The sequence below is a fragment of the Hyphomonas sp. genome (assembly GCF_013823385.1).
In the GTDB taxonomy this organism is placed as follows: Bacteria; Pseudomonadota; Alphaproteobacteria; order Caulobacterales; family Hyphomonadaceae; genus Hyphomonas.
The window spans coordinates 50,040-61,874 of record NZ_PNMA01000002.1; the positions used below are offsets into that span (position 1 = coordinate 50,040).

Consider the following 11,835-nt stretch of genomic DNA (forward strand, 5'->3'; position numbering starts at 1 on the left):
ATCCTTCAGTCTACCTCGATCTCCGCCACCGCGCGCGAGACATTGACCCCGGTGACCTGATTGCGCTGCCGGCGCAGAACATTGAACCGGTAGCCATGGAACACGAAGCTCTGGCCGGGCTCGGGGATCGTCTGGGCTTCATGGATCACAAGGCCGGCAACCGTCACGGCTTCCTCATCGGGAAGATCCCAGCCAGTGGCGCGGTTGAGATCGCGGATCGGCACCCAGCCATCGACATTGACCGAGCCGTCGGGCTGCGGACGCACGCCCTGCACCTGCACATCATGCTCATCATGGATGGCGCCCACGATCTCCTCGAGAATGTCTTCCAGCGTGATCAGGCCCTGCAGTTCGCCATACTCATCGATAACGAGAGCGAAATGCTGGCCGCGCGACAGGAACTGGCTGAGCTGTTCCTGCACCGGCGTCGTCTCCGGGACGAACCAGGGTTTGCGCAGGATGGAATCAAGGTCGAGCTTGGAAACGTCCCCGCCGAGCGGCAGCGCCGCGCGCAGCAGGTCCTTGGCATGGAGAATGCCGATGATCTCTTCCTTCTCGCCGCGATAGAGCGGCAGGCGGGTATGCGGGCTCGACAGCGCCTTCATGATCAACTGGCGCGGCTCAAGGTCTGCGTCCAGCATGTAGATGTTCTTGCGGTGGATCATCACGTCTTCGACGGTGAGATCCTTCAGGTCGAGCGCGCCGACGAGGCGGAGATGATCGTCCTTGCCCACGCCGCCTTCGGCCGCATGCAGATCAATGGCTCCGCGAATTTCGTCTTCAGCCGAGAGCGGGCTTGCGGCCGCCCCAACGCCGGCAAGACGGAGCACGCCGTTGACGATCATCTGGATGACCCTGATGATCCAGGAGGCTGACTTCACGACCAGAGAAATGGGGCGAGCCACGTTCAGCGCCACCGAATCCGGGCGCGTGATGGCATAAGTCTTCGGCATTACTTCGGAAAAAATCAGCACGAGTATGGTCATCACGGCCGTCGCGACGGCAAGCGCAAGGCCCCCATGCCCGAAGAGCGCGGTGAACATCGAGGTCGCCAGAACCGATGCCAGAATATTGACGACATTGTTTCCGAGCAGGATGGCGCCGATGAAATTCTCGCGGTTCGCGAGCAGCTTGTTCACCGTCCGGGCCCGCTTGTCGCCGTCTTTCTCCAGCGCGTGCATCCGGGCGCGCGAGGCCGCCGTCAGCGCCGTTTCCGATCCAGAGAAGAATGCCGATATCATCAGCAGAATGATGATGGCAATGGCATATCCGGCAATCATTGTAAGGCCCAGCTCCTGTCAGGTGGATTCGGAGAGTTCGGTGGCGAGAAAGCGTTCAACTGAGGCAAGATCAGCATCCGGATGGACATAGGCTGCCCCGATCCCGCGCGCGAGAATCAGCGGGACACGGCCGGCGCGCGCCTTCTTGTCCTGCTGCATCAGCGTGGCGAGGCGGCTTGCCGTAAAGCGCGCCCGGTCAAACCCTTCCAGCGAAACCGGCAGGCCCGAAGCGCCCAGAACCTCCTTTACGCGCGCAGCGTCCGCAGGCGGTGTAATGCCGCTCGACGCGCCATAGCGGAAGGCAAGCGCCATGCCGAGCGCGACGGCTTCGCCGTGCAGCAGGTCTTCGCGGTATTCATTTGCCGCTTCGAAGGCATGACCAAACGTGTGGCCAAGATTGAGCAGCTGGCGCACGCCAGTTTCGGTTTCGTCTTCCACCACGATCGCCGCCTTCGCCGCGCAGGAGCGCGAAACCGCATAGCGCGCCGCTTCCGGCTTCAGCGCCAGAACCTTCTGGCCATGCTCTGCCAGCCAGTTGAAGAAAGGCGCGTCATTGATCAGGCCGTATTTGACGATCTCGGCATAGCCCGCTTTCAGTTCCCGCTCCGGCAGGGTGGCGAGCAGGCCCGTATCTGCGATCACGAGGCGCGGCTGATAGAAGGCGCCGATCAGGTTCTTGCCGCGCGGCGTGTTCACGGCAGTCTTTCCGCCTACGGACGAATCCACCTGCGCTAGCAATGTGGTGGGCACCTGCACGAACCCCATGCCGCGCTTCATCAGGCTGGCGGCCAGCCCGCCCATGTCTCCGATCACGCCGCCGCCGAAGGCGATCAGCGTATCGCCCCGGTCCGCCCCGCCCGCGAGCAGCCAGTCGAGCACGCCTTCAAGATTGGAAAAGCTCTTGGTCTTTTCGCCCGGCGGCAGGCTGCACCAGTCGAGCTGTATCCCGGCCGTCTTCACCGCCGCCTCAAGGGCGCCCTTATGGTGACGCATCACGGTATCATCCGTCAGCACGAAGGCGCGGGGCCGTTTCAGCATCACGGAGAGCCGGGGCCCAAGTTCGGCCAGCGCGCCATGGCCCACCAGAATATCATACGCCCGCGCGCCCAGGTCGACACGCACCGTTTCCAGCGAAGAAGGAGTGTTCATTTCGGTTTCCAGGTCTGAAGGGCTTTCAGGATCGCATTGACGGTATGCGTATGAGGGCCGTCCTTGGAATGGACGACCAGATCGGCCTGTGAATAGAAGGGCTCGCGTTCCATCACGAGATGGGCGAGATGATCTTTGGCATCGGCCCGCTGCAGCAGCGGGCGGGTGTCGCGCTTCTGGACGCGGCGCCAGAGCGTTTCGAGATCGGCATTCAGCCAGACGGTGATCGCCCGCTCGCGCAGGATGGCGCGGGTGTCGGGATCCAGATAGGCCCCGCCTCCGGTCGCCAGCACGTGCGGGGGCAGGTCCAGCAGGCGGCGGATCACCTGTTTCTCGCCGCGGCGGAAGTCGGCCTCGCCATGTTTGGCAAAGATGTCTGAAATCGACAGGCCGGCTGCCTTCTCGATTTCATGGTCGCTATCGTAGAAATCCCGGCCCAGCTTGTCGGCAAGGCGCCGCCCGACAGTGGATTTGCCCGCGCCCATCAGACCGACAAGCGCAATCGTGCGCCCGTGGAAGGGCAGCTGCGTACTTGAAGGGTCTGAGTCGGAAGGCATCTGTTCGTATTACCCGGCGTTGCGCATATGTCCTAGTGGTGCCACATAGACGGCGCAATCGGCAGGCAGATTCGCCCTGCCACACTCGTTTTCTGGGCCGGTTTCATGCGCAAATATCTTATCCTGTTCGTTATTCTAGCAGTCGCCATTGCCGGGGGTATGTGGTGGCTAGGTCAGCGTGCCGTCAAGAACGCGCCGCCAGAAGGCGAAATCCGCATACCTGTTGAAGGCGCCCTCGAATAGGCTGAAACGCCCCCTTAACCGCGTTTCCCTAGCGTTGGCGGATGGATGACCGTTCGCGTATTGGCGCTTTTCTCGAAATGATGTCGGCCGAGCGGGGCGCAAGCCCCAACACGCTCGATGCCTATGGCCGTGACCTGCTGGACGCGTCCGAATTCTGCGGCCTGCGCCTCGTCACCGCCTCCTCGGCAGACCTGTCGAACTGGCTGGCAGACCTCGCCGCGCGCGGGATGGCGCCCTCCACGCAGGCCCGGAAACTGTCGGCTGTGCGCCGGTTTTTCCGCTTTCTCTTCCAGGAAGGCGACCGGAAGGACGACCCCACCGCCCGCCTCGACGGCCCCTCCCCCGAACGGGAAGTGCCCGATGTGCTCTCCCGCGAGGAGGTTACCCGGCTGATCGCCGCCTGCGAACCGGATAAACGCCTCAAATGCCTGGTCGAACTGCTCTATGGCGCGGGCCTGCGCGCTTCCGAACTCGTGACGCTGCGGGTGGGAAACCTGCCCCGCCGCAAGGCCGGCCAATGGATGAGCGCGGATATCATCATCCGCGGCAAGGGCGGCAAGGACCGGCTGTGCCCGCTGGGCCGCGCCGCCCTCATCGCGCTGGCCGAATGGCTGGATGTGCGTGAGGCAAGCCTGCCGGATAACCCCCTGCTGCGCAGCAAGGCGGAGGGTTTCGTCTTTCCCTCGCGCGGCAAGGAAGGCCATCTCACCCGCCGCCGCCTGGGGCAGATGCTGGAAGAACTCGCCACAAAAGCAGGAATAAGGTCAGAGCGGGTCTACCCCCACGCCCTGCGCCATGCGTACGCGACCCATCTGCTGCAGGGCGGGGCGGACCTCCGGGTTGTGCAGACCCTTCTCGGTCACGCCGACATCTCCACGACGCAGATCTATACCCACGTCCTGACCGATGAACTCGCCGAACTGCTGGAAACCGCTCACCCCATGGCAGTGGCAGGCCGCAGCCGCCGGTAAGCGTCAGGCGATCGCCGAGCCGCGCGTATTGACCCAGAAGGCGTGAATCACGCCGGGCAGCCAGCCGATCAGCGTCAGCAGCACGTTCAGCAGGAATTGCAGGCCAAGGCCTTCCTTGAGCAGAACCGCAACCGGCGGCAGGAAAATCGTCAGCAGGATCATCAACAGCGACATGGGAATACCTTTCCGTGTGGTGTGATGACCCAACGCGCCAGACTGCCGGGCGTTCCGTCACACCCGGCCGGTTTGACGCGGTGCAGCACCGCCCTTAATCCTTGCCCGGCAAGAGGGAGCCCCAGATGAGCCAGAAAACGCCGCGCAATTTCTTCAAGCCGCTCGCCATCGGCGCCCCGGAGCCTTACCGCGACCTGCCGGTGAAACTCGAGCGGATGATCCATTTCGTCCCGCCGCATCTGGACAAGGTGCGTGCCAAGGTGCCCGAAATGGCGCCGACCGTGGACGTGATGCTGGCAAATCTGGAAGACGCGATCCCGGCCGATGCCAAGGACGCGGCCCGCGCCGGGGCCATCGAGATGGCCAACATGTATGACTGGCAGGGCAAGGGCACCGGCTTCTGGAGCCGCGTGAACTGTCTCAATTCCCCCTGGTTCCAGGAGGATGTGTCCGAGCTTGTCCTGAAGGCCGGCCACCAGCTGGACGTGATCATGCTTCCCAAGGTCGAAGGCCCATGGGACATCCATTTTGCTGACCAGTATGTGGCGCAACTAGAGGCCAAGGCGGGACTGAAACGCCCCATCCTCTTCCATGCCATCCTTGAAACCGCCGAAGGCGTCGCCCGCGTCGAGGAGATCGCCCTCGCCTCTCCCCGGATGCAGGGCATCAGCCTTGGCCCGGCAGACCTTGCCGCCAGCCGCAAGATGAAGACCACCCGCGTCGGCGGCGGGCACCCCTTCTACCGCGTGATCGAGGACCCCAAAGCAGACGGCACCCCCCGGATGAGCGCCCAGCAGGACCCCTGGCACTACACCCTCGCCCGCCTCGTAGACGCCTGCCGCATGGCCGGAATCAACGCCTTCTACGGCCCCTTCGGCGATATTGCCGACCTTGATGCCTGCGAGCAGCAGTTCCGCAACGCCTTCCTGCTCGGTTGCGCGGGCACCTGGAGCCTGCACCCCAACCAGATCGCGATCGCCAAGCGCGTCTTCAGCCCCGATCCGGATGAGGTGAAATTCGCCCGCAAGATCCTCGCCGCCATGCCTGATGGCACCGGCGTTGCCATGATCGACGGCAAGATGCAGGATGACGCCACCTGGAAACAGGCCAAGGTGATCTCCGATCTGGCCGATCTGGTGGCCGCGAAAGACCCCGACCTTGCCGCCGCCTATGCGGGCTGACTAGGAAGACGAGATCAAGCCGACTCAATTCGTTGTCACTTCCGCTTTGATGATCCTGCCATCAGAAGCCAGAACCTCACAAACAAAGGTCTCCTCCGCATCCATGGGTCGGAGCACCACTCTCCACGTTAAGCCCAACTCTCTGGTTTGGAAGTCAGATAGTCGAATGCTCAGAAAATGGTTCTTGTACTTGGCGATGAAGTCTGAGCCGCCGTTGGCGTCTGCAATGCCCATTAGCGATTCAGTGGTGGTGAACTTTTCCCAGTGTCTTGGTTCAAGTTGACCGGAAACGTCTTTTGAACCTGTCGATGGAGGCATGGCCAAAAGCTCGTCCGGATAAGGGCGTGGTCTCGCATGACGGTAATGGTCTACTTCGAGAACATGTAACATATCGCCCAAAGCAAAGAACAAAAGGCCAGACTCCGAAACATCGACATGCATTTCGCGTTCGGAGATGTCGTCTGCAAAACGGAATGACCACCGCTCGACATTGGGGTGCTTGACTCTCGATGCTGACCAGTCGCCGATGGGCTTCCCAAAGTGCGCATCGTAGATTCTGCTGAATTGTGGATAGACAGGCGACAAAGCTGCCGAGGCTGCGCGCGCGGCGTCATGAAAGCCGAATTTGCCCTCTGACTGTTTTACTAGGGATGATGAAGCCCATGCACCATTTGCTGCATCGCGCACATATTGTTCAAGGGTGGGCAAGCAAGCCATCAGGAGCGTTTTGGTCTCCTGCAAGCAGGCTTCGAGCTCCTCCTTCGTGCCGTAGCACCAGTCCATGCGCCTCCGATCGAAAAACTGGACCAAATTGAATTTTGACCAGCTCCGTGGCGCATTGGGGCACCTCAAACGGATCCAAACGGTATAGGTCTTCCCCATGCCGAAATGATGGATGCGCTCGAACTCCAGATCGAGTTCAACTTCCGGCGCAATGATCAGCCGGAAGCGATGCTCATTCGAGTCGGCCTCAACAAATTTGAAGCTAGGGAAATTCTGTTTCACAAAACGCTTCAATGCGCTCGGAAGGTTTACTCGACCTACACCGCGTCCGCCAAACACGGCGTCCATGCGTTTGCCGCTACTGTCACTTGTCAGGTTGGGAAAATCCGCCCGACGATACTCCAGTTTTCGCATTTCCGCACAAACTGCAGCGTGTATCTCCAAGCAAACGGATTCGCCCAGCTCCACGCCCATGCTTTCCCCCAGTCCGAAAGGTCATATCGCTAAACTAGACGCAATCGCGAGTTGCGCAACTCCGCGCGATGGGAGTCAAGCGGCACCGGCGTTGCCATGATCGACGGCAAGATGCAGGACGACGCCACCTGGAAACAGGCCAAGGTGATCTCCGATCTGGCCGATCTGGTGGCCGCGAAAGACCCCGACCTTGCCGCCGCCTATGCGGGCTGAATTGGCCCTCGCCAAACGCCGCAGAGACGCATAGCTTCACCCTGACAAACCCTGCCCAGACGGGTCAGGAGCAGACAGGAGCATGCCATGTTGAGGACACTCGCGGGACTTTTCGGAACAATCCTGGTCATTTCAGGACACGCTCAGGCCGATGAAGTCTGGACGACGCCCGTGGGCGAGATTGTCTATGAGGCTGACCTTGAGACGGGTGAAGCGGTCCTCTCCTTTCCGGGCGAGAGCGGCGAGCGCCTGCTGGGTATCTTTCCCGGCCTGGCGGGGGTCAGCGAGGGCCGCGGCTATTTTGCTGGCATCTGGATCGATCCGGATGCCGCCACCGAAGGCCCCTGCCCCGGCGCGATGGCCGACCCGGTGAATGGCGGAATAACCTATAGCTGGGGCCGGATGGACCTGATCTTCACCGAGCCGGACTTTCCGGCTGGGTTCGTCGTTGTGAAAGGGGCCTGTTTCGACCCCCCGACAGACTATCTGATCGCAGAACCGATGGTGGGAGAGTAGCGCGATGACGGGTTCCGGTCACACGATTGCCCTGAGCGGCTGGTCTCCCAACACGCAGGCCTGGTTGGACTGGATGCTGACCGACCATTCTGCACAAGGCCTCGCGAAGATCCTCGCCGAAAGCGTGGTCTTCAAAAGCCCCGTCGTCCACACGCCGCAGGAGGGCAAGGCCATCACCATGGCCTATTTGCTCGCCGCCGGCGAGACGCTGGGCAATGACAGCTTCCGCTACACCCGCGTGTTCGATTGCGGCGACCGCGCCGTTCTGGAATTCGAGACGATGATGGACGGCATCCTCGTCAACGGCGTGGATATGATGGAATGGAACACCGAGGGCCAGATCACGGATTTCAAGGTGATGGTCCGCCCACTGAAGGCCATCCAGATGGTTCACGCCGCGATGGGCGCGATGCTGGCGAAGATGAAAGCGGGTGCATGAAGGCGCCTGTGCTTGAGACCGGGCGTCTGGTACTGAGAGCCGCCGAGCCCCGTGACATTGACGCCTCGGCTGCCATGTGGGGCTCTGACGAGGTTACCCGTTTTATCGGCGGCAAGCCGCGCTCGCGTCAGGATGCCTGGTTTGGCCTGCTGCGCGGCATTGGCCTCTGGGAGATGAAAGGCTTCGGCTACTGGGTGGTCACCGACAAGGCGACCGGCGCCTATCTCGGCGAAGCCGGCTTTGCCGATTTCGAGCGCGGCTTGCCAAGGGATCTCATCTGGGGGCCGGAGGCAGGCTGGGCCTTCGGGCCGCAGGCCTGGGGCAAGGGCTTTGCCACCGAAGCCGTCCGCGCGATCCATGACTGGCTGGACGGAACAGAGTTCACCAGCAGCTGCTGTGTGATCGAACCGGACAATTCCGGATCAAGGCGCGTGGCAGAAAAGCTCGGCTACACCCATACCGGCGAAACCCTGCTGGGCGGGGTGACCGTCTACACCTACCGGCGCGGGGCCTGAAAGGCTTCGGGGCTGCCGGTCTCGTCATTGGCGCCCAGCGGCTTCCACGCGCGCAGAAGTTCGAGGAAGGCCTGGTCCGGCAGGCCGGGGCTGTAGAGGAAGCCCTGCGCCATGGTGCATCCGCGCCGCCGCAGGAAGTCTGCCTGCTTGGTCGTCTCCACGCCTTCAGCCACCGTTTTCAGCCCCAGCGTTTCGGCCATCGCCAGGATCATCTCGACAATCGCCGGGGCCTGACGGTCTGTCTCCAGCGCGGAGACAAACTGCCGGTCGATCTTGAACACATCGAAGGGCAGCTGGGTCAGCGTGGCGAGGTTTGAGTGGCCGGTGCCGAAATCATCGATGGCGAGTTTGGTGCCCATCGCCCGCAGCGGCGAGATGAATTCGGCCACGCGCGCCGGATCAGACACCGCCATGCTTTCGGTGATCTCCAGCTCCAGCCGCCGGGGATGAAGGCCGGAGCGGCGCAGCGCGCCCATCACGGTTTCGGTCAGGTCATTGCGCTGGAACTGGCTGGGCGAGACGTTGACGGCGACAGTCACGTCATGGCCCTCAAGTTCCCAGGTACGCGCCGCTTCACAGGCCGCTTCGAGGATCTGCTTGCCGATCTCTTCGATCAGGCCAGCTTCCTCCGCCACCGGAATGAACGCAGCCGGCGAGATCAGCTTGCCATTCGAGCGCCGCCAGCGCGCCAGCGCCTCGGCGCCGACAATCCGGCCCGTGGCAAAATCGATCTTCGGCTGGAACACAGCCTTGAACTCGCGGTTCTCCACCGCGTCGCGCAGCTCTGCCTCAAACCGGTAGCGCCCCTGCACGATGCGGGTGAGGCGCGGGGTGAAGAAGCGGAAGCCAGACTGGGATTCGTTCCGTACAAGGCGCAAAGCGAGCTTGGCATTCTGCATCAGCTTCTGCGGCGAATCGGCGTCTTCCGGCGCCATCACGATCCCGCCCGAGAGCGACATGGTGACCGGGCGGCCAAGGATCGTGAACGGCTCATTGAAGGCATTGCGGATGGCGCGGGCAATTGCGATCACATGTTCACGGCTGCCGGCATTCGGCATGAACAGGGTGAACTGATCTGCCGTCAGCGCCGCCAGCATGGAGCCGCGCAGCGCCGAGGCGGAAGGATCGGGCACATCGCTCAGCGCCTTGGAAATCCGCTGGGCGGCGGCATGGATCATCATGTCGCCATGCCCTGCCCCCACCTGTTCCACCAGATGCGCAAACCGGTCGATATCCAGGAGAATGAAAGCAGCCGGCCGCTCGAAGCTGGCGCTGGGGAGGAGTTCCCCGATGCGTTTCTCCGCGGCGATGGCATTAGGCAGGCCGGTGCGGCTGTCGCGATAGGCGATCTTGCGAAGGTAGTCATTCTCCCGTTTCAGCTTGCGCACCGTGCGCGTGGTGGCCACGCGCAGGCGCCGCAGCTCCGGAAACTGCAGGGAGTAGAGGTCTGCGTCTACATCCCCGCGGGTCGACAACATGTAAGCGGTAAAGCGCAGGAACACGTCCTGCAGAGGCCGCGCCAGCAGGTAGCAGACGCTGGCCGATGTGATGATCGTGAACAGCAGCATGGCGATGATGACTGGCACAGGCACCGAGAAGCCCACCGGCGTATTCTCGCCTCTTGTGCGGAAAATCACCTCAATCGCAACGATGAGGACGAACAGGAAAATGGATAAAACCCCGCCCGCGATCCCGGCAAATGCCGGAATGGTGAGGCTGCCGGTCAAACGGCCGATGAGGCTTGCCTGCTTCAATCCATTGCCCGCCACGGGTGCCCACTCAGTAATTCCCGCAGAAACTGCCCTATAGATGTTTAGGAATCCGTGAACATTGATGCGCTAGCTGTAGCGCCTCCGGCAGTTTATATGGCCTTCCATGACCCAGACCCGCACCGCAGACGTCACCCGCAGCACAAAGGAAACCGATATCTCGGTTTCTGTTAACCTCGATGGCACCGGCAAGGCCGACATCGAGACGGGAATCGGCTTTTTCGATCACATGCTGGACAGCCTGGCGCGCCACTCGCTGATCGACCTGAAAGTACGCTGCAAGGGCGACACCCACATAGACTTCCACCACTCGGTCGAGGACACCGGCATCGTCATCGGCCAGGCGATTTCAAAAGCCCTCGGCGATTTTGGCGGCATCACGCGCTTTGGCCATGCCTATATCCCGATGGACGAGACGCTGACCCGCGCCTCGATCGACCTGTGCAAGCGGCCCTATCTGGTCTGGAAGGTCGACTTCCGCCGCGACAAGATCGGCGAGATGGACACCGAACTCTTCAAGGAGTTCTTCCATGCCCTGGCGGGCAATGGCGGCATGTGCCTGCACATCGAGAACATCTATGGCGAGAACAACCACCACATCGCCGAAAGCTGCTTCAAGGCCACCGCCCGCGCCCTGCGCAAGGCAATCACGGTAGACCCGCGCCTTGGCGGCAAGCCTGCCAGCACCAAGGGCAGTTTGTAGTCCATGCCTACCATGCATGGACATATTGCGGGCGTGATCTAAGCGACGCGCGCTGAGGTGCTTGTTTCGACGAGAGCAGGCATCCGGTCGCGCGCGCAGGCGCCGTCTTCGGGTCGGAAACGACTGCGCAAACCGGGCTGCCGTCCGCGCCGCTTGCAACACCTCAGTTTCACTGCGCGACATCATGAAGATGTCGCGATCATTCGCAGGTAGAGGTTCAATGCCTCCGCTGCTGCTTGTCGAGGGTCACCGCTAACGCGCCATTCGCGGAAGTGGCGATCAACAGCCATGCGAGCAAGTCCATAGACGAAAGCACGCGCGTTCACGACAAGGTCATGGGCGGACGCGTCGCCGCGAATCGCGCCGGCAGCTTGGCCGATTGTCACTTGCTCGAGCATCAATTTGTAGATGGCGTCGTTCTGCTCGACCAGCGTCTTTGAACTATGGAAATCAATGAGCGTTCGCGAGCTGATGATCTGGAAATGGGTTGGGTTGCTGAGCGCCCAGTTCAGATAGCCCCGACCGATGGCGCCCAGCAGCGCCACTGGGTCACCGCTCGTCTGCGCTGCCAACGAAGCGTTCACCGCCTGAGTCAACCGCAGCATGGATTGCTCAGCGACTGCCTTCAGGAGTTCGGATTTAGTCTTGAAGTGCCGGAACGGGGCTCCGGGCGATACACCGACCTTCTTCGAGACCGCGCGCAGCGAGAGCTTCTCAACACCGTACACCTCTATAAGTTCGACTGCCGCATGGACGAGTGCGTCCACCAGACTGCCATGATGGTAGCTGCGATCAGTTTGCCTATCGGTCGGTGCGGGCGACTTGTCCATAATCAACCATACCACCTCGCTGTATGTAATCATCGATTATTTTTCATTGACAGTCGCTCAACCGCGAAGTAATCACCGATTACACTCAAACCGTGGAT

General features: G+C 61.8%; 14 protein-coding genes and 1 pseudogene. 8 read left to right on the forward strand and 7 right to left on the reverse strand.

Going from position 1 to position 11,835, the window contains the following annotated elements:
• Positions 1-5 precede the first annotated feature (5 nt).
• The 3 genes from C0456_RS02050 to C0456_RS02060 are packed head-to-tail and all read right to left on the reverse strand — an operon-like array spanning position 6 to position 2,986.
• Positions 6-1,280: an HlyC/CorC family transporter gene (locus tag C0456_RS02050; protein WP_291047752.1), complete on the reverse strand. Its 1,275-nt coding sequence runs from the start codon at positions 1,278-1,280 to the stop codon at positions 6-8.
• A gap of 18 nt (positions 1,281-1,298) precedes the next feature.
• Positions 1,299-2,429, reverse strand: coding sequence for a 3-dehydroquinate synthase (aroB, locus tag C0456_RS02055; RefSeq protein ID WP_291047753.1), 1,131 nt, complete (start codon positions 2,427-2,429; stop codon positions 1,299-1,301).
• Entirely contained in the window at positions 2,426-2,986 is a 561-nt protein-coding gene (locus C0456_RS02060; RefSeq protein WP_291047754.1) for a shikimate kinase, read from the reverse strand. The genes aroB and C0456_RS02060 overlap by 4 nt, the downstream gene beginning before the upstream one ends.
• Before the next feature lie 105 nt (positions 2,987-3,091).
• Between C0456_RS02060 and C0456_RS02065 the strand changes: the two genes are divergently transcribed.
• Complete coding sequence (locus C0456_RS02065; protein WP_157532757.1) at positions 3,092-3,229, forward strand: hypothetical protein; 138 nt, start codon at positions 3,092-3,094, stop codon at positions 3,227-3,229.
• 41 nt (positions 3,230-3,270) lie between these two features.
• Complete coding sequence (locus C0456_RS02070) at positions 3,271-4,200, forward strand: tyrosine recombinase (RefSeq protein ID WP_291047760.1); 930 nt, start codon at positions 3,271-3,273, stop codon at positions 4,198-4,200.
• Between the two features lie 3 nt (positions 4,201-4,203).
• On the opposite strand, the gene C0456_RS02075 is transcribed toward C0456_RS02070, so the two are convergent.
• On the reverse strand, positions 4,204-4,374 hold the full coding sequence (locus C0456_RS02075) for a YqaE/Pmp3 family membrane protein (protein WP_291047761.1): 171 nt from the start codon (positions 4,372-4,374) through the stop codon (positions 4,204-4,206).
• Positions 4,375-4,499: 125 nt separating this feature from the next.
• Here C0456_RS02075 and C0456_RS02080 point away from each other — a divergent pair, with 125 nt between their 5' ends.
• On the forward strand, positions 4,500-5,555 hold the full coding sequence (locus tag C0456_RS02080) for a CoA ester lyase (RefSeq protein ID WP_291047762.1): 1,056 nt from the start codon (positions 4,500-4,502) through the stop codon (positions 5,553-5,555).
• 24 nt (positions 5,556-5,579) lie between these two features.
• Here the strand turns inward: C0456_RS02080 and C0456_RS02085 are convergent, their stop codons facing one another.
• Entirely contained in the window at positions 5,580-6,752 is a 1,173-nt protein-coding gene (locus C0456_RS02085) for a hypothetical protein (RefSeq protein WP_291047764.1), read from the reverse strand.
• 81 nt (positions 6,753-6,833) lie between these two features.
• Between C0456_RS02085 and C0456_RS02090 the strand changes: the two are divergent.
• From C0456_RS02090 to C0456_RS02105, 4 genes and pseudogenes are all read left to right on the forward strand, one after another.
• Positions 6,834-6,965, forward strand: a pseudogene (locus C0456_RS02090) (CoA ester lyase); the annotation flags it as partial.
• A gap of 87 nt (positions 6,966-7,052) precedes the next feature.
• Positions 7,053-7,481: a hypothetical protein gene (locus tag C0456_RS02095; RefSeq protein WP_291047766.1), complete on the forward strand. Its 429-nt coding sequence runs from the start codon at positions 7,053-7,055 to the stop codon at positions 7,479-7,481.
• Positions 7,482-7,485: 4 nt separating this feature from the next.
• A complete protein-coding gene (locus tag C0456_RS02100) occupies positions 7,486-7,920 on the forward strand; it encodes a nuclear transport factor 2 family protein (RefSeq protein WP_291047767.1) in 435 nt (144 codons plus the stop codon).
• Positions 7,917-8,435 (forward strand): GNAT family N-acetyltransferase, encoded by a 519-nt coding sequence (locus C0456_RS02105; RefSeq protein WP_291047768.1) that lies wholly within the window; start codon positions 7,917-7,919, stop codon positions 8,433-8,435. The genes C0456_RS02100 and C0456_RS02105 overlap by 4 nt, the downstream gene beginning before the upstream one ends.
• Here the strand turns inward: C0456_RS02105 and C0456_RS02110 are convergent.
• A complete protein-coding gene (locus tag C0456_RS02110) occupies positions 8,417-10,189 on the reverse strand; it encodes a bifunctional diguanylate cyclase/phosphodiesterase (protein WP_291047770.1) in 1,773 nt (590 codons plus the stop codon). The two genes, C0456_RS02105 and C0456_RS02110, sit on opposite strands and share 19 nt — an antisense overlap.
• Before the next feature lie 121 nt (positions 10,190-10,310).
• On the opposite strand from C0456_RS02110, the gene hisB reads away from it, so the two are divergent.
• Positions 10,311-10,907, forward strand: coding sequence for an imidazoleglycerol-phosphate dehydratase HisB (hisB, locus tag C0456_RS02115; protein WP_291047771.1), 597 nt, complete (start codon positions 10,311-10,313; stop codon positions 10,905-10,907).
• Between the two features lie 182 nt (positions 10,908-11,089).
• On the opposite strand, the gene C0456_RS02120 is transcribed toward hisB, so the two are convergent.
• Positions 11,090-11,770, reverse strand: a complete 681-nt coding sequence (locus C0456_RS02120; RefSeq protein ID WP_291047773.1) for a TetR/AcrR family transcriptional regulator — start codon at positions 11,768-11,770, stop codon at positions 11,090-11,092.
• Between the last annotated feature and the right edge of the window lie 65 nt (positions 11,771-11,835).